The following is a 17,266-nucleotide window of genomic DNA, read 5'->3' as shown; positions in this document are numbered from 1 at the left end:
ACATGCCCGACATCGACACCACCCGCTTCTCCGTCGCCGTGGACGCCGCCCTGCGGGAGGCCGGCTGGCAGCCCGGCCGCTGGGACATCCGGCAGGCCGAGCACTGGGCGGACGCCCTGCGCGCGCACGTCTCGCCCGCCGGCCACCGGCACAGCGTGTTCCCCGCGGCCGTGGAGGCGTGGGCCGAGTTCGGCGGCCTGCGGATCACGCCACCGGGGCAGGGCCGGCAGATCGCGCCGACGCCGCTGCTCATGGACCCGCTCGCCGGGCTGCACCTGGCCCGCAGCCTGTCCGACCTGGGCCGGGCGCTGGAGACGGAGCTGGCGCCGCTGGGCGCGGAGGCCGACGACCAGGCGGTGCTGGCCATCGACATCGACGGGCGGGTGTACAGCCTGGACCACGCGGGCGACTGGTACCTGGGCCCGGACGTCGACCACGCCCTGTCCGCCCTGATCACCGGCGTGCACCCGGTCCGGCTCACCAACCCCTGACGGGGTCGCCCCCCGGCACCGCCCCCGCCGCCGGGCCGCGGCGCCCGCGCCCGTACCGCGTGGCGTGTGGCGCATGCCCGTACCGAGTGCCGCGTACCGCCCGGCGCAGGCCCCGCCGTCGCGCCCGCACCCGCACCACCCACCGCCCGGCGCCCGGCACCCGACGCCCGGCGCCCGACGCCCGGCGCCCGGCGCCCGGCACCCGACGCCCGGCGCCCTGCGCCCGGCGACCAGCGCCCGAGAACCAGTGCCGTCCTTGCCGCCACCGGTCCACGGCGCCCCACGCGTACCGGCCCAGCAGGCGAAGCCCCGGCACCCCCGTGTGACCGTGGGGCCGGCCTGCCGTACCGCCCGGCGCCCGGCCGGGCCGCGGCGCCCGCGCCCGTACCGCCCGGCGCCCGAAGCCCCGTCGCGGACCCGTGCCGCGCGGGTGGTCGGCCGGGGGTCAGGTGGTGGCCGGGAGGACGGCCGAGACGCGGAAGCCGCCCGCGTCCGTCGGGCCCGAGACGAAGACGCCACCCAGGGCGGTGACGCGCTCGCGCATCCCCACCAGGCCGTTGCCACCGCTCGGCAGGTCGGCGTCGGCGGCGGCCGCGTCGCACGGACCGTTCTCCACCTGCATGGCGACCTCGTCGCCGCGGTGGGCGAGCCGGACGACGACCTTCGCGCCCGCCGCGTGCTTGTGGACGTTGGTCAACGCCTCCTGCACCACGCGGTACGCGGTCTGCTCGACCTCCGGCGCGTACTCCCGCGCGTCCCCCGACACCAGCAGCTCGACCACCGTGCCCGCCGCGCGGGACTGCTCGACGAGTTCCTCGACGTCACCGAGGCACGGCCCGTCCTCTCCGCCGGCCGCCTCGGTCGCCGGCGTGGCGGTCGCGGCCGGACCCACGGCCGCCGGGCGCGCCGCGCCGGGGCGCGCTGCCGGGGACGGGGAGACGGGATCGGAGCGGAGCACGCCCAGCATCTCCCGCAGTTCGGTCAGGGCCTGGCGGCCCATCTCGCCGACGAGCGCCGCGTTCCTCACGGCCTTCTGCGGGTCCTTCAGGGCGACCGCCTGGAGTGCCGCGGCGTGCACCACCATGAGGCTGACCCGGTGGGCGACCACGTCGTGCATCTCGCGGGCGATCCTCGTCCGCTCCTCGGTGCGCGCCAGCTGCGCCCGCTGCTCCGCCTGGTCGGCGAGGAGCGACAGCTCCTGCTCCAGGCTGTCGGCCCGCTCGCGCAGGCTCTCCATGAGCCGCCGGCGTGCCCCTATATAGAGACCGAACAGCACGGGCGGGGCGGTCAGGCCGACGGCCATGAACGCCGACACCAGCGGCACGTACCAGGAGCCCGTCTCGAAGTCCGCGGCGGCGACGTCCTGCCGCACGCGGACGAAGGTCACCAGGAAGGACGCGGCGAGCGACATCCCCGCGAGCGCGGCGGTGATCCGCCGGGGCACCTCGCAGGCGGCGAGCGAGTACAGACCGACGAACCCCATGAGGTAGCCCATCTCGGCCGGGGTGACGGCGATGGCGACGAGGACGACGACGATCGGCCACCGGCGCCGCAGGACCAGCACCGATCCGACGACCAGCCCGAACAGCACCCCCACCGGCAGCGGCAGGCCGGCGTCGCCGGCGAAGCCGGCGCCCTCGGCCGCGCACTCCAGGGCCGACAGGACCCCCAGTCCGATGTCCAGCGCGGCGCCGCGCCGCCTCCCCCACCACCAGGGACCGCGCGCGGGCGTGCCCGCCGTGTCCTGGTGTGCCCCCGTCGTGGTCATGTCTCCCAGCCTACGGGCGGCCCCCGGAGCCCGGCCGGGCACCGTCAGGCCCGCCGCCCACGCCCTGCGGGCACCACCGCCCACCCCCTTCCCGGCACCCCCGCCCACCCCTCTCCCGGCACCCCCGCCCACGCCCCTCCGGGCAGCACCGCGCCCCCGACCGGCGCCACGCCACACCGCGCCCCACCGCGCCCCGCCCCGCCCCCGACCGCGCCCCGCCCCGCGGGCCCGCCGGCACCCTCACGCCCGGCGCCGGCGTCGCCTCCGCGCGCAGGCCACCGGCACCGTCGCACGCAGGGCGCCCGGTACGGCATAGTGTTGCGTGCCGGTCCGGCGCACCGACTTCTCGTCCGGTACGGCCGGGTTGATCCCCCATGGTGTAATCAGGCAGCACTGCGGGTTTTGGTCCCGTATGTTCAGGTTCGAATCCTGATGGGGGAGCCTGTCGCGGCGACACCAGCGGTCCTGGCCTCCGGGCCGGGACCCCGCCCCCCTCTCGCTCGGGAAACCCCCCGGTATCCTGCGGGTGTCCACCACCCGAAGCCGAAGGGCCACTCGTGAGCGCCAACCCCCCGGCCGCAGTCATCGTCCTCGCCGCGGGTGAGGGCACCCGCATGAAGTCCAAGACCCCCAAGGTCCTGCACGAGATCTGCGGTCGTTCCCTCGTCGGACACGTCGTCTCCGCCGCGCGCGAGCTGGACCCCGAGCACCTGTGCGTCGTCGTCGGCCACGCCCGCGAGCAGGTCGCCGGGCACCTGGCGGAGCACTACGCGGGGACCCGCACGGCCGTGCAGTACGAGCAGAACGGCACCGGCCACGCGGTCCGCATGGCCCTGGAGGAGCTGGGCGAGGTCGACGGCACCGTGGTCGTGGTGTGCGGCGACACCCCGCTGCTGTCGGGCGGGACGCTCGGCGCGCTGGCCGCGACCCACGCCGCCGACGGCAACGCCGTCACGGTGCTGACGGCCGAGGTCCCGGACTCCACCGGGTACGGCCGCATCGTGCGCGACCCGGGGACGGGCGCCGTCACGGCGATCGTGGAGCACAAGGACGCCACGGACGCCCAGCGCGCCATCAGCGAGATCAACTCCGGTGTCTTCGCCTTCGACGGGCGTCTCCTCGCCGACGCGCTCGGCAAGGTCCGCACGGACAACAGCCAGGGCGAGGAGTACCTCACCGACGTGCTCGGCATCCTGCGCGAGGCCGGGCACCGCGTCGGCGCGTGCGTCGCGGGCGACCACCGCGAGATCCTCGGCATCAACAACCGCGTGCAGCTCTCCGAGGCCCGCGCGCTGCTCAACCGGCGCCTCCTGGAGCGCGCCATGACCGCCGGCGTGACCGTGGTCGACCCGGCCTCCGTGCAGCTCGACGTCACGGTGACGTTCGAGCGGGACGCGGTGGTCCACCCCGGTACGCAGCTGCTGGGCACCACGCACCTCGCGGAGGACTGCGAGGTCGGCCCCAACACCCGGTTGAAGGACACCACGGTGGGCCGCGGCGCCCGTGTGGACAACACCGTCGCGGACTGCGCCGAGATCGGCGAGAGCGCCACCGTCGGCCCGTACGCGTACCTGCGCCCGGGCACGCGCCTCGGCGTCAAGAGCAAGATCGGCACGTACGTCGAGACGAAGAACGCCACGATCGGCGACGGCACGAAGGTGCCGCACCTGTCGTACGTGGGCGACGCCACCATCGGCGAACAGACGAACATCGGCGCCGCCAGCGTCTTCGTGAACTACGACGGCGAGAAGAAGCACCACACGACGATCGGGTCCCACTGCAAGACGGGCTCGGACAACATGTTTGTGGCTCCCGTCACGGTCGGGGACGGTGCCTACACCGCCGCCGGCTCCGTGATCACCAAGGACGTGCCGGCCGGTGCGCTGGCCGTGGCCCGTGGTCAGCAGCGGAATATCGAGGGTTGGGTGGCCCGCAAGCGACCCGGGAGCGCCGCCGCGCAGGCGGCCGCGACGGCCGGCGGCGAGCCCGAGGGCGACGCCTGACCGAAAACGAGTACGCCGTACTGGGCGTACCGTGATACGTGCACACAAATTCGGCTGGTTCGCGGCACACGGGACGCGCGGCCAGGGAACACGTCTGAGGAGACAGTGCTGTGACCGGGATCAAGACGACCGGCGAGAAGAAGCTGATGCTCTTCTCCGGCCGCGCCCACCCCGAGCTGGCCGAGGAGGTCGCGCACCAGCTGGGCGTCGACCTGGTGCCGACGAAGGCGTTCGACTTCGCCAACGGTGAGATCTACGTCCGCTTCCAGGAGTCGGCGCGCGGTGCGGACTGCTTCCTGATGCAGAGCCACACGGCTCCCATCAACAAGTGGATCATGGAGCAGCTGATCATGATCGACGCCCTGAAGCGGGCCTCCGCCGCGAGCATCACCGTGATCATCCCGTCCTACGGCTACGCGCGCCAGGACAAGAAGCACAAGGGCCGCGAGCCGATCTCGGCGCGTCTCGTCGCCGACCTGCTGAAGTGCGCGGGCGCGAACCGCATCCTCACGGTGGACCTGCACACCGACCAGATCCAGGGCTTCTTCGACGGCCCGGTCGACCACCTGACGGCGCTGCCGGTCCTCGCCGACTACGTGGGCGCCAAGGTCGACCGCTCCAAGCTGACGATCGTCTCCCCGGACGCCGGCCGCGTACGCGTCGCCGACCGCTGGTGCGACCGGCTGGAGGCCCCGCTGGCGATCGTGCACAAGCGCCGTGACAAGGACGTCGCCAACCAGGTGACCGTCCACGAGGTCGTCGGCGAGGTCGAGGGCCGCGTGTGCGTCCTGGTCGACGACATGATCGACACCGGTGGCACCATCTGCGCCGCCGCCGAGGCGCTCTTCGCGCACGGCGCCGAGGACGTCATCGTCACCGCGACGCACGGCATCCTCTCCGGCCCGGCCGCGGACCGCCTGAAGAACTCGAAGGTCAGCGAGGTCGTCCTGACCAACACGCTGCCGACCCCGGGCGAGCTGGAGCTCGACAAGATCACGGTGCTGTCGATCGCGCCGACGATCGCCCGCGCGGTGCACGAGGTCTTCGAGGACGGTTCGGTCACCAGCCTCTTCGAGGAGCAGGGCTGACCGGGTCCCGCCCCCGGTCCGGAAGGCCGTCTCCCCCGCACGGGGAGGCGGCCTTCCGGCCGTCCCGGGGGCGCCGCCGCCCCTTCCCCCGGCGGTCGGCGATGATCCAGTTGGGTCCGGCGGCGGGCGGCGCGTAGACTGGGCGGGTTGCTCGGCGAGGGAGGCCGTGGTCGTGACGACCGCGGCGGTCCGTTATCGACGCGCTCTTCGTAGCAGGCCAAGTCCAGTCGTGGCCGAGTGACCGCGACCAGATGTCCGTCCCATGCTTACGAGGAGTGCTCCATGTCCGAGGTGAAGATCTCCGCCGAGACCCGCAGCGAGTTCGGCAAGGGTGCCGCCCGCCGCGTCCGCCGCGAGAACAAGGTTCCGGGCGTCCTGTACGGCCACGGCACCGACCCGGTCCACGTGACCCTGCCGGGCCACGACCTGATGATGGCCCTCAAGACCTCCAACGCGCTGCTCGCGCTGCAGCTCGACGGCAAGACCGAGCTGGCCATCCCGAAGGCCGTGCAGCGTGACCCGCTGAAGGGCTTCATCGTGCACGTCGACCTGCTGCTCGTGAACCGCGGCGAGCAGGTCAACGTCGAGATCCCGGTCCAGACCGAGGGCGAGCTGGCCGCCGGCGGCAACCTCCTGGAGCACGTGCTGAACGCGCTGCCCGTCGAGGCCGAGGCCACCCACATCCCCGAGTCCCTGACCGTCTCCGTCGAGGGCCTGGGCGCCGGCGACTCCGTCCTGGCGAAGGACATCCCGCTGCCCAAGGGCGTCACCCTGGCCGTCGAGGCCGACACCGTCGTCCTGCAGGTCCTGGCCGCGCAGGCCGAGGAGCCGGCCGCCGGTGAGGGCGACGAGGCCACCGAGGCCTGAACAGCCCGAGCCTGATGTCGTCGTGGGGGGTGCACCGCACCCCCCACACCCCTTCCGGAGGCACACGCAGATGACGACCGACGCCAGCGCCCCCTGGCTGATCGCGGGGCTGGGCAACCCGGGCCCCGGTTACGCCGCGAACCGGCACAACGTCGGCTTCATGGTGGTCGACCTCCTCGCCGAACGCGTCGGCGGCTCGTTCAAGCGCCACGGCAAGGCACAGGCGCAGGTCGTCGAGGGGCGCATCGGCCCGCCCGGACCCGCCGGCCGCCGCGTCGTGCTGGCCAAGCCGATGGCGTACATGAACCTCTCCGGCGGGCCCGTCACCCAGCTGCGGGACTTCTACAAGGTGCCCACCGCCCACGTCGTGGCCGTCCACGACGAGCTGGACATCGACTTCGGCGCGCTCCGCCTCAAGCTGGGCGGCGGCGACAACGGCCACAACGGCCTCAAGTCGATGACCAAGGCCATGGGCCCCGACTACCACCGGGTGCGGTTCGGCATCGGCCGCCCGCCCGGCCGGATGCAGGTCGCCGACTTCGTCCTCAAGGACTTCTCCGGCGCCGAGCGCAAGGAGCTCGACTACCTGGTGGACCGCGCGGCGGACTCCGTCGAGGCACTGGTCACCGAGGGCCTGGAGCGCGCACAGTCCGCGTACAACTCCTGACGGACCGGCCCCGGAATTGACCCGGCGCGGTCCCATGGCCAAGGATCGCGCCCCATGAGCCCCAAGAAGCGGACCTCTGTTCTGCCGTTCGCCCGTGTCACCGCCATGGCGCTCGTCGCCCTGCTGCTGGTGGTCGCGGGCGTCTGGGCGTCCTGGGGCACCGCGCAGCACGTGCTGCTCTCCCAGGGGCGCGAGCACGGCACGCTGACCGTCACCGGGTGCGGCGACGAGGTGTGCACGGGCCGGTTCGTCCCCGAGGACCCCACCCCGTCGCGCACGGACACGACGATCGCGCGGTCGGTCGCCGTCGAGGAGGGCGGCCGGTACGCCGTCGTCGTGAAGCCCGGCACCACCGAGGCCGTGCGCACCGGCTGGGCGGGCGGCCTCCACGCGTGGCTCCCGCTGGGTGGCGCGCTGCTGCTCGCCTCGCTGGTCATCGGCGGCGGACTGCGCTGGACCCGGGGCGCGTACGCCGCGGGCGCGGCGGGCGGCGCGCTGCTCGTGGCGGCGTTCTTCGCGCTCTGACGACACGTCAGATACCGCCGCGGGTCGGCCTTGTGGCGGAACCGGTACGGATCCCCGTACAACCAAACGCGCCGTGGCCGAAACGTGATGGCGGGCCGGGGAGACAAACGGTACGAACCCTTCCGGATGCCCAGGATCCCCCTTGACTGGTGCGCCGTGCCACAGGAAGCTGAGCCGCCCCCCACGGCACCGTCACCTCTCACGTTGGACTGCCCATGCGCTCCCTTACGAAGACCACCGGCGCCCTCGTGGCCGCCGCGGCCGTCGGTCTGCTCTCCGCCCCCGCCGCCCACGCCACCAAGGGCGACACCTACTCCCCCGTGCTGCGGCAGGAGCTGCCCCGCACGGCGACCGACGAGGGCGCCCCCCAGCAGGGCGCCGGCACCTGCGCCGACATCCCCGCGGACCGGGACGGCTGGCACTTCGTGCTGCCCGGCAACACGGCCCGCTTCGTCAAGCTGACGGTCACCTTCGAGCCGGGCGGCCAGCAGGTCGTCACCGTCTTCGGCCCGCCGTCCGACAAGCACGCCTACGTCGCTTCGGCGCCGGGCGCCACGCTGACCTCGGTCGTCGCCGAGGTGAAGGGCGGCGACCTGAAGAAGTTCAACCTGTCGCACACCTGCCCGGCGAAGACCTCCCCGAGCGAGAACCCCTCGGAGAACCCGTCGGAGAACCCGTCGGAGAACCCCTCGGAGAACCCGAGCGAGAACCCCTCGGAGAACCCGAGCGAGAACCCCTCCGAGAACCCGTCCGAGAACCCCTCGGAGTCCCCCGCGACCTCGCCGTCGCCTTCCGTGACGCCGGGTGAGCCCGCGCCGTCCGAGTCCGTCCCGGGCGGGACCGCGCCGAGCGCCTCGCCGTCCGAGGGCCCCGCGACCGGCGACCTCGCCGAGACCGGCAGCAGCGCCCCCGTCGGCCTCCTCGCCACGCTCGCCGGCGCGCTCGTCGCCGGTGGCGCCGTCCTGGTGATGCGCCGCCGCAAGGCCCAGCAGCACTGACGGCACGCGCCCCGGGCGCGTGAACGGGACGGGCCCCCGCCGGAGCGAATCCGGCGGAGGCCCGTCCGCGTGCGGGGGCGCGGTCAGCCGGTGTTGCGCAGACCGGCGGCCACGCCGTTCACGGTGAGCAGCAGGGCGCGGGCCAACAGCGGGTCGGCCGGCTCGCCGGCGTCGGCCGCGTCGCGCTGCCGCTTCAGCAGCGCCACCTGGAGGTAGGAGATCGGGTCCAGGTAGGCGTCGCGGACGGTGAAGGTCTGCCGGAGGGCGGGCTGCGCCTCCAGCAGCTCCCGCTCACCGGTGACCGCGAGGACCTGCTGCACGGTCAGGGCGTGCTCGGCCTCGATGGTGGCGAAGACGTGCCGCAGCTCGGCGGGGACGAGCGTCTCGACGTAGTGCCGGGCGATCCGCAGGTCGGTCTTGGCGAGGGTCATCTCGACGTTCGACAGGAAGTTGCGGAAGAAGTGCCACTGCCCGTACATCTCGGCGAGGACGTCGTCGAGGCCGGCGTCGCGCAGCGCCTTCAGGCCGGAGCCCACCCCGTACCAGCCGGGGACGATCTGCCGGGACTGCGTCCAGCCGAAGACCCACGGGATGGCCCGCAGCCCGTCCAGGCCGGCGCCCGAGTCGGGGCGGCGGGACGGCCGGGAGCCGAGGTGCAGCTCCGCGAGCTGGTCCACCGGGGTGGAGGCGAAGAAGTACGCCGGCAGGTCCGGGTCCTCCACGAGCCTGCGGTAGGCGGAGTGCGCGGCGTCCGAGACGGTGTCCATGGCGGCGTCCCAGCGGGCGAGGGACTCGTCGGACTGGCGGGGCGCGGTGTGCAGGGCGGACGCCTGGAGCGTCGCGGCGACGGTCAGCTCCAGGTTCTCCCGCGCGAGGGACGGGATGAGGTACTTGTCGGAGATGACCTCGCCCTGCTCCGTGACCTTGATCTCGCCCTCCAGGGTGCCCCAGGGCTGGGCGAGGATCGCGTCGTGCGAGGGGCCGCCGCCGCGGCCGACCGTGCCGCCGCGGCCGTGGAAGAGCCGCAGCCGCACGCCGTAGCGGTGGGCGACGTCGCGCAGCCTGCGCTGCGCGCGGTGGATCTCCCACTGGGAGGTGGTGATGCCGCCGAACTTGGAGGAGTCGGAGTAGCCGAGCATGACCTCCTGGACGTCGCCGCGGAGGGAGACGAGCCGCCGGTAGGAGGGGTCGGCGAGCATGTCGTTGAGGATGACGTCGGCGGCCTTCAGCTCGTCCGTCGTCTCTAGCAGCGGCACGATGCCGATCTTCGCCCAGCCGGCGTGGAGGTCGACGAGGCCGGCCTCGCGGGCGAGGACGGCGGCGGCGAAGACGTCGTCGGCGCCCTGGCACATCGAGATGATGTACGACTCGATGACCTCGGGCCCGAACCGCTCGAAGGCGGCCTTCACCGTGTGGAAGACGCCGAGGGTCTTCTCGCCGGCGGCGTCGAGCGGCGCGGGCGTCGGGGCGAGCGGGCGGCGGGAGCGCAGCTCCTTGGCGAGGAGCTTCTGCCGGTAGTCGCGGGGCATGTCCGCGTACCGCCACGACTCCTCGCCCAACCGGTCGAAGAGCTGGCCGAGGGCGTGGTGGTGGGCGTCGGCGTGCTCGCGGACGTCCATCGTGGCCAGCTGGAGGCCGAACGCGGACAGGGTGCGGATGGTGCGGTCCAGGTGCCCGTCGGCGAGGAGGCCGCCGCGGTGCTCGCGCAGTGAGCGCTGGATCAGGGTGAGGTCCTGCAGCAGCTCGGAGGTGCCGAGGTAGTCGCGGCCCTCCTGGTGCCCGGTGCCCCGGGCGAGCCGCTCACGGGTGTGGACCAGCTTCTGCCGGATGCAGGTGGCCTTGAGCCGGTACGGCTCCTCGGCGTTCAGCCGCTTGTAGCGGGGGCTGATCTCGGGCAGGCGCTCCAGGTCCTGCTGGAGGGAGTCCAGCAGCTCGGGGGTGGCGCCGGCGTACCGGATGGAGTTGGAGAGCAGGCCGCGCAGCTCGTCGATCATCTCGATGGCGTCGGTGAGGCCGTGCTCGTGCTGGAGGATCAGCACGTCCCAGGTGACGGCCGGCGTCACGTTGGGGTTGCCGTCGCGGTCGCCGCCGATCCAGGTGCCGAAGGTGAGGGGGCGGGTGCCGGGCGGCAGCTCGACGCCGACCCGCTCCAGCTCGGCGGCCAGGTCCTCCAGGACGTCGCCGACCGCGCCGGCGTGCAGCTCGTCCAGGTAGTAGATGGCGTTGCGGGCCTCGTCGGCGGGCTCGGGGCGCACGACGCGCAGCTCGTCGGTCTGCCACACGAGGTCGATGTTCTCGGCGAGCCGCAGGTCGTGGCGGCGCCGGTCGGCGCCGGTGACCGGCTCGTCGAGGAGGGCGGCGATGCGACGCAGCTTGTTCAGCACCGAGCGGCGCGCCGCCTCGGTCGGGTGCGCGGTGAAGACCGGCCGGACGTTGAGGTTGCGGACCGCCTCGCGGACGTGGTCCGGGTCTCCGTCCTTCAGCATGTCGGCGGTCCGCGCCAGCAGGCCGCCCTCGGCGGCGCGCCGCTCGCGCATCTCCCGGCCGCGGTGGACCTGCTCGGTCACGTTCGCGAGGTGGAAGTAGATCGAGAAGGCGCGGACCAGCCGGGCGGCGGTCTCCAGGTCCGTGTCGCCGAGCAGCTCGGCGGCGGCCTCGCCGTCCTCACGGGTCAGGTGGCGGACCTTCTCGACGAGCTCGAGGAGCTCGGGCCCTTCCTGCCGTACGAGCGTCTCGCCCAGCAGGTCACCCAGTCGGCGGATGTCGGCACGCAGCTCGGCGCTGGCGGAAGGGGTCTGGTCGGCACTGCTCACAGGTGCGGCTCCTTGCAGTGATGAGCACGTCTGGAGGGGGTACTGCTGTGGTGTCCCGGGATCGTCCCTTCGAACTACCGGCGGGTTTGGCGGGTCGATCCCTCGGGGACGCTGCGGACCGCGCTGTCCGACGACACCCAGGATAGGTGTCCTCCCGGGCCGCACCGTGCGCAGCCCTCTTGCCGCGAGCCGGTGCGCTGCCATACTTACGACGCCGTAGGTTACGGAACCGTAGCCACGATGCCCGTACGACGACCCCATCCCCGACACCCACCCCCCGTCTCCCCCTCCCCTTCCTCTCACCCCCAGGGACGCCCATGACCACGAGCCCCGACGTGCTCGACACCGCGACCGACGAGCCCGCCGTGCCGTCCGCCACCCTCGGCGGCGACAACAAGCGGTCCATCGAGCAGATCGCCCTCCTCCTCTTCATCACGGTGCCGTTCCTGGCCCTGGTCGCGGCGGTGCCGCTCGCCTGGGGCTGGGGCGTCAGCTGGCTCGATCTGGGCCTGCTCGTCGCGATGTACTACATCGGCTGCCACGGCATCACGATCGGCTTCCACCGCTACTTCACCCACGGCTCGTTCAAGGCGAAGCGCCCGCTGCGCATCGCCCTCGCCGTGATGGGGTCGATGGCGGTGGAGGGGCCGCTGGTGCGCTGGGTGGCGGACCACCGCAAGCACCACAAGTTCTCGGACGCCGAGGGCGACCCGCACTCCCCGTGGCGGTTCGGCGAGTCCGTGCCCGCGCTGATGAAGGGCCTGTGGTGGGCGCACATCGGCTGGATGTTCGACGAGGAGCAGACGCCGCAGCAGAAGTACGCCCCGGACCTGATCAAGGACCCGGCACTCCGCCGGATCTCCCGCCAGTTCCTCCTGTGGACGGTCGTGTCGCTGGCGATCCCGCCGGTCGTGGGCGGTCTGGTGACGATGTCCTGGTGGGGCGCGTTCACGGCGTTCTTCTGGGGTTCGCTGGTGCGGGTCGCGCTGCTGCACCACGTCACGTGGTCGATCAACTCGATCTGCCACGCCGTCGGCAAGCGCCCGTTCAAGTCGCGTGACCGCTCGGGCAACGTCTGGTGGCTGGCGGTGCTGTCGTGCGGCGAGTCCTGGCACAACCTCCACCACGCCGAGCCGACCAGCGCCCGGCACGGCGTCATGCGGGGCCAGGTGGACTCCAGCGCCCGGCTGATCCGCTGGTTCGAGAAGCTGGGCTGGGCGTACGACGTGCGCTGGCCGAGCCCCGAGCGCATCGAAGCCCGCCGCCAGTCCCACTCCGCGAACGCGGCATGATGGACGGTGTGGCGATCGACGGCAGTGGTACCAGCAGCGACAAGCCGAGGCGCGGACGCCGCGTCCGCATGACGGGCGCGGAGCGCCGCCAGCAGCTGCTCGACATCGGCCGCACGCTGTTCGCCGCGCGCGGTTTCGAGGGCACGTCGGTGGAGGAGATCGCGGCCAAGGCCGGGGTGTCGAAGCCGGTCGTCTACGAGCACTTCGGCGGCAAGGAGGGGCTGTACGCCGTCGTGGTCGACCGCGAGATGCGCCAGCTCCTCGACATGGTGACCAGCGCGCTCACGGCGGGGCACCCGCGCGAGCTGCTGGAGCAGGCGGCGTTCGCGCTGCTGGACTACATCGAGACGTACACGGACGGCTTCCGGATCCTCGTGCGGGACTCGCCGGTGGCGCAGTCGACGGGTACGTTCGCGTCGCTGATCTCCGACATCGCCACACAGGTGGAGGACATCCTGGGCCTGGAGTTCAAGGCCCGCGGCTTCGATCCGAAGCTGGCGCCGCTGTACGCGCAGGCGCTGGTGGGCATGGTGGCGCTGACCGGCCAGTGGTGGCTGGACGCCCGCAAGCCGAAGAAGGCGGAGGTCGCCGCCCACCTGGTGAACCTCGCCTGGCACGGCCTGGACGGCCTGGAGCCGAAGCCCCGCCTGATAGGCCACCGCAAGTCCTGACCCGGCCCCCGCGCCCCTCCGCCGCCCCGCCCCTCCCCCTCCCCCGCCCCGGCGGGCCGGGCGTGGGGGCGGGGGCCCGGGTCGGGCGCCGGACGGGGCCGGCCCGGAGGTACGGGCCGGGCGGTCAGTACTCCTTCCGGGCGACGGCGAAGACGCGGCGGTACGGGAAGACCGTGCCGTGCGGCCCCGGCGGATACGCCTTGCGCAGCAGGTCCCGGTACTGGGACAGGAACTCCCCGGCGGCCGCGTCGTCCCCCTCCAGGGCGGTGAGGACGGGGCGCAGCGCGGTGCCCTTGACCCAGTCGAGCACGGGGTCCTCGCCCTGCAGCAGCTGCGCGTACACCGTCTCCCACACGTCGGCCGTGCAGCCGAGGTCGGTGAGCCGGCCGAGGTACTCCGCCACGTCGAGGACGTGGACGAAGCGCCGCCCGTGTCCGGCGAGGCGGGAGCGCCACCGGGGGCTGTCGCACAGCTCGCCGAGGAGGGCGTGGCTGGGCGCGGTGAAGTTGGCCGGCACCTGGAAGGCGAGGGTCCCGCCCGTGACGAGGCCCTCCAGCCAGCCCGCGAAGGAGTCCGGATGGTCGGGCACCCATTGGAGCGCGGCGTTGGAGACGATCAGGTCGTACGGCTCGTCGGGCGTCCAGTGCGCGGCGTCGGCATGGCGGAAGTCGAGCCAGCCGCCGCCGGGCGTCGTGCCGGCGTGGTGCTTGTCGGCCTGCTCCAGCATCTCCCGGGACAGGTCGAAGCCGGTGATGTGGGCGTCGGGCCAGCGCCCGGCGAGCAGCGCGGTGACGTTGCCGGGTCCGCAGCCGAGGTCGGCGATGCGGGCGGGCCTCCCTTCCGCGGTGGCGGGCAGTTCCGGGATCCGGGCGAGCAGGTCCAGGAACGGACGGGTGCGGTGGCCGGAATGCCTCAGGTACTGCTCCGGATCCCACGTGGGTGCGGAATGCACGGTCGAACCCCCTTGCTGGTGCGTGTTGTCTAAGCGGAACGTTGCTCCAGCCGGGGCCCGCTCAATCGTCCGGAAACACATTTCTTGACATCAAGAGACTTCATGTCGACAGATCCCCTACACTGATCGACATGGAGGACGAGGTCGACCGTCTGGTCGCTGCATGGCGCCGAGAGCGCCCCGACCTCGACGTGGAGCCGCTCGAGGTGCTCAGCCGCGTCTCCCGGCTGGCCCGCCACCTCGACCGGGCGCGCCGCCTCGCCTTCGCCGAGCACCAGCTGGAGCCGTGGGAGTTCGACGTGCTCACGTCGCTGCGCCGCGCGGGCGCCCCGTACCAGCTCTCCCCCGGCCAGCTGCTCACGCAGACGCTCGTCACGTCCGGGACGATGACCAACCGCATCGACCGGCTCGCGAAGAAGGGCCTCGTCGAGCGGCTGCCCGACCCCACCGACCGGCGCGGCGTCCTGGTCCGCCTCACGGCCGAGGGGCGCGACCGCGCCGACCAGGCCCTCGCCGGCCTGCTGGACCAGGAGCGGGCGATCCTCGCCCGGCTGTCCCGCGCCCAGCGCGCCGACCTCGCCGCGCTGCTACGCCAGCTGACCGCCCCGTTCGACAACATCCCCGGCTGACACGGCCGGCCCCACGCCGGCCCTGCGGGCCAGGGCGACCGCCGCCAGCGTGGAGTGGACGCCGAGCTTGCCGAGGACGTTCTGCATGTGGGTGCGGACGGTGTGCGGGGAGAGGAAGAGCCGCTCCGCGACCGCCTTGCGGCCCAGTCCGGCCACCATGCAGCGCAGCACCTCCCGCTCGCGCGGGGTGAGCGACTCCACCAGCCGCTCGCTCTCGGTGCGGTGCTTGCGCGCGGCCGTCAGCTCCCGCAGCACGCCGGTGAGCAGGCTGGGCGCCAGGTGCGTCTCGTCGCGCAGCACACCGCGTATCACCCCGAGGAGGCGCTGCAGCGAGCAGTCCTTGGCCACCCAGCCGCACGCGCCGGCCTGCAGGGCGAGGGCGGCGCGGCCCGGGTCGTCCTTCTCCGCCAGGACCACGGTCCGTACGGAGGGCTGCGTCCGGCGCACCCCGGCGACCAGGGAGATGCCGTCGACGATGCCGTCCGCGGCGCCGCCGTCCGGGACGACCCGCGCCACCGGCTGCCCGGCAGCCGCGCCGAGGTCCGCGTCGACGAGGAGCACGTCGAACCGGCGGCCCTCGGCGGCCGCCCGGTCGAGGCAGCGCATCGCCGCGGGACCGCTGCCGGCCGCGGCGACGTCCACGTCGGGCTCGGCCGCCAGTGCCGCGGCGAGCGACTCGGCGAAGATGCGGTGGTCGTCCACCACCAGAACCCGGATACGGACCACGGACAACCCCCATGGGTCGAGGAAGCGGACAGGCGCGGGTACGGCGCCCGGAGGCGGGGCGGGCACGCGGGCACACGGCCGCCGCCGTGCACCGGTGCCACCCCACCCGGGCGTCGTACCCGACCGTCTCGCCCCCTGATCAGCACCGGCCCCCACCGGTGCTGTGCATCAGGGTACGGGCGCGGAGCCGGACCGGAAGGCGATTTGCAGAACTGACCGACCCGGCCGTTCCCCCTGTGTCACCTGTGTCGTTACGGGGCGGAAATCGACAGTTTCCCGATCACCCGCCGCAGGTGGACGGGTGGTGCTGGTGGGAGCCGAGGGTGGACGTGGTGCTGGTGGTGCGGGTGGTGGTGCCGGGGCGGTGCGAATGGTGGCGCCGGGGCGGTGCGACCCGGACCGGCCCCCGTCCGGCCCCGCGCCCGACCTCCACCAGGCTCCCCGTCCGGCCCCCGCAGGCACACCGCCAGGCCCCCCGCCCGGAGTCCGCGCCCGGCCCGCGCCCGGCCTCCGCCAGGCCGCCCGTCCGACCCCGCGCGCCCGGCCCCGTCCGGCGCCCGGTCACCGGAGCCGGCGCGCCCCCGCCGACGGGACCGCCGGGAAGATCCGCGGGGTGCGCAGGCCCCGCGCCGCGAACGCCTCCTCCACGGCCGCCGCCACCGCGTCCGCCGCGTCCGCCCCGGTCAGGACGACGGCGGAGCCGCCGAAGCCGCCTCCGGTCATCCGGGCGCCCAGGGCCCCCGCGGCGCACGCCGCCGAGACGACGAGGTCCAGCTCCGGGCAGGAGACGCGCAGGTCGTCGCGGAGCGAGGCGTGCCCCTCCGTCAGCACCGGGCCGACCGCCCGTACGTCGCCGGCGTCCAGCAGCGCCATCGTCCGGGCGACCCGGTGGTTGTCGGAGACCACGTGCCGGACGTACGCGCGCACGGTCGGGTCGTCCAGCCGCGCCAGCGCGCCGGCGAGCTCCTCGTGCGGGACCTCGCGCAGCGTGCGGACCCCGAGCGCCCGCGCGCCGGCCTCGCACCCGGCGCGGCGCTCGGCGTACGCGCCGTCCCCGAGGGCGTGCCGCACGCGGGTGTCGACGACGAGCAGCCGCAGTCCGTGCGCGGCGGGGTCGAACGGCACCTGGCGCCGGGTCAGGTCGCGGGTGTCCAGGTGCAGGACGTGGCCCTCGGCGCAGCAGGCCGACGCCATCTGGTCCATGACACCGCAGGGGACGCCCACGAAGTCGTTCTCGGCGCGCTGGGCGAGGACGGCGAGTCCCGGGCCGCTCAGCCCGAGCCCGAACAGGTCGTTCAGGGCGAGGGCGGTGACGACCTCCAGGGCGGCGGACGACGACAGCCCGGCACCCGTCGGCACGGTGGCCGAGAGGTGGACGTCCGCGCCGGTGACGGCGTGCCCGGCCGCGCGCAGCGCCCACACCACGCCCGCCGGGTAGGCGGCCCAGCCGCCGCCCTGGCCGGGCGTCAGGTCGGCGGCGTCGAGGCGCACCACGCCCCCGGACGCCGGGTCCGCCTCGGCGGAGTGGAACCGCAGCACGCCGTCCGTGCGCCGCGAGACGGCGGCGACCGCGGTGTGCGGCAGCGCCAGCGGCATCACGAACCCGTCGTTGAAGTCGGTGTACTCGCCGATGAGGTTGACGCGCCCGGGGGCGGCCCACACGCCGTCGGGCTCCGTCCCGTACAGCTCCCGGAACCGCGCGGCGACCTCCTCGGCCGCCGCCGCGTCCCCCGCCCCGGTCACCGTCCCCGTCCCGGGTGCCGTCCCCGTCCCGGG

At 73.9% G+C, this 17,266-nt stretch carries 15 protein-coding genes and 1 tRNA gene; 11 read left to right on the top strand and 5 right to left on the bottom strand.

Annotation, left to right across the window (positions count from 1 at the left end):
* Window positions 1-2 precede the first annotated feature (2 nt).
* Entirely contained in the window at window positions 3-491 is a 489-nt protein-coding gene (locus tag ACF053_RS16020) for an SUKH-3 domain-containing protein (RefSeq protein ID WP_391954448.1), read from the top strand.
* A 445-nt stretch (window positions 492-936) separates the two neighbouring features.
* Here ACF053_RS16020 and ACF053_RS16015 read toward each other — a convergent pair whose 3' ends face one another.
* On the bottom strand, window positions 937-2,259 hold the full coding sequence (locus ACF053_RS16015) for a sensor histidine kinase (protein WP_391954447.1): 1,323 nt from the start codon (window positions 2,257-2,259) through the stop codon (window positions 937-939).
* Window positions 2,260-2,627: 368 nt separating this feature from the next.
* On the opposite strand from ACF053_RS16015, the gene ACF053_RS16010 reads away from it, so the two are divergent.
* The 7 genes from ACF053_RS16010 to ACF053_RS15980 all read left to right on the top strand — a co-directional run bounded on the left by ACF053_RS16010 (window position 2,628) and on the right by ACF053_RS15980 (window position 8,407).
* Window positions 2,628-2,700: transfer RNA gene (locus tag ACF053_RS16010), tRNA-Gln, on the top strand.
* Window positions 2,701-2,816: 116 nt separating this feature from the next.
* Window positions 2,817-4,262 (top strand): bifunctional UDP-N-acetylglucosamine diphosphorylase/glucosamine-1-phosphate N-acetyltransferase GlmU, encoded by a 1,446-nt coding sequence (gene glmU / locus ACF053_RS16005; RefSeq protein WP_391954446.1) that lies wholly within the window; start codon window positions 2,817-2,819, stop codon window positions 4,260-4,262.
* A 110-nt stretch (window positions 4,263-4,372) separates the two neighbouring features.
* Window positions 4,373-5,350, top strand: a complete 978-nt coding sequence (locus ACF053_RS16000; protein ID WP_257375406.1) for a ribose-phosphate diphosphokinase — start codon at window positions 4,373-4,375, stop codon at window positions 5,348-5,350.
* Window positions 5,351-5,632: 282 nt separating this feature from the next.
* Window positions 5,633-6,217: a 50S ribosomal protein L25/general stress protein Ctc gene (locus ACF053_RS15995; RefSeq protein ID WP_391954445.1), complete on the top strand. Its 585-nt coding sequence runs from the start codon at window positions 5,633-5,635 to the stop codon at window positions 6,215-6,217.
* Between the two features lie 70 nt (window positions 6,218-6,287).
* Window positions 6,288-6,884 (top strand): aminoacyl-tRNA hydrolase, encoded by a 597-nt coding sequence (gene pth, locus ACF053_RS15990; protein WP_391954444.1) that lies wholly within the window; start codon window positions 6,288-6,290, stop codon window positions 6,882-6,884.
* Between the two features lie 54 nt (window positions 6,885-6,938).
* Window positions 6,939-7,409, top strand: a complete 471-nt coding sequence (locus ACF053_RS15985; RefSeq protein WP_391954443.1) for a hypothetical protein — start codon at window positions 6,939-6,941, stop codon at window positions 7,407-7,409.
* 215 nt (window positions 7,410-7,624) lie between these two features.
* Complete coding sequence (locus tag ACF053_RS15980) at window positions 7,625-8,407, top strand: LPXTG cell wall anchor domain-containing protein (RefSeq protein ID WP_391954442.1); 783 nt, start codon at window positions 7,625-7,627, stop codon at window positions 8,405-8,407.
* Between the two features lie 83 nt (window positions 8,408-8,490).
* On the opposite strand, the gene ppc is transcribed toward ACF053_RS15980, so the two are convergent.
* Window positions 8,491-11,220, bottom strand: a complete 2,730-nt coding sequence (ppc, locus tag ACF053_RS15975) for a phosphoenolpyruvate carboxylase (protein ID WP_391954441.1) — start codon at window positions 11,218-11,220, stop codon at window positions 8,491-8,493.
* A gap of 317 nt (window positions 11,221-11,537) precedes the next feature.
* Here ppc and ACF053_RS15970 point away from each other — a divergent pair, with 317 nt between their 5' ends.
* Window positions 11,538-12,512: an acyl-CoA desaturase gene (locus ACF053_RS15970; RefSeq protein ID WP_391954440.1), complete on the top strand. Its 975-nt coding sequence runs from the start codon at window positions 11,538-11,540 to the stop codon at window positions 12,510-12,512.
* Entirely contained in the window at window positions 12,512-13,183 is a 672-nt protein-coding gene (locus ACF053_RS15965; protein ID WP_391954520.1) for a TetR family transcriptional regulator, read from the top strand. The genes ACF053_RS15970 and ACF053_RS15965 overlap by 1 nt, the downstream gene beginning before the upstream one ends.
* A 124-nt stretch (window positions 13,184-13,307) precedes the next feature.
* On the opposite strand, the gene ACF053_RS15960 is transcribed toward ACF053_RS15965, so the two are convergent.
* Entirely contained in the window at window positions 13,308-14,135 is an 828-nt protein-coding gene (locus ACF053_RS15960) for a trans-aconitate 2-methyltransferase (RefSeq protein ID WP_391954439.1), read from the bottom strand.
* 131 nt (window positions 14,136-14,266) lie between these two features.
* On the opposite strand from ACF053_RS15960, the gene ACF053_RS15955 reads away from it, so the two are divergent.
* Complete coding sequence (locus ACF053_RS15955; RefSeq protein ID WP_058945125.1) at window positions 14,267-14,764, top strand: MarR family winged helix-turn-helix transcriptional regulator; 498 nt, start codon at window positions 14,267-14,269, stop codon at window positions 14,762-14,764.
* On the opposite strand, the gene ACF053_RS15950 is transcribed toward ACF053_RS15955, so the two are convergent.
* Together ACF053_RS15950 and galK are read right to left on the bottom strand one after the other, a co-directional pair.
* Window positions 14,723-15,490 carry a LuxR C-terminal-related transcriptional regulator gene (locus ACF053_RS15950; RefSeq protein ID WP_391954438.1) on the bottom strand — a complete coding sequence of 256 codons (768 nt, stop codon included), beginning with the start codon at window positions 15,488-15,490 and terminating at the stop codon, window positions 14,723-14,725. The two genes, ACF053_RS15955 and ACF053_RS15950, sit on opposite strands and share 42 nt — an antisense overlap.
* 561 nt (window positions 15,491-16,051) lie before the next feature.
* Complete coding sequence (gene galK, locus ACF053_RS15945) at window positions 16,052-17,233, bottom strand: galactokinase (protein WP_391954519.1); 1,182 nt, start codon at window positions 17,231-17,233, stop codon at window positions 16,052-16,054.
* Window positions 17,234-17,266 lie beyond the last annotated feature (33 nt).

This window comes from Streptomyces kanasensis, assembly GCF_043077165.1.
Taxonomy (GTDB): Bacteria; Actinomycetota; Actinomycetes; order Streptomycetales; family Streptomycetaceae; genus Streptomyces; species Streptomyces changanensis.
The sequence above is the reverse complement of the archived record's forward strand: the minus strand, read 5'-3'. Positions and strand labels throughout refer to the sequence as shown.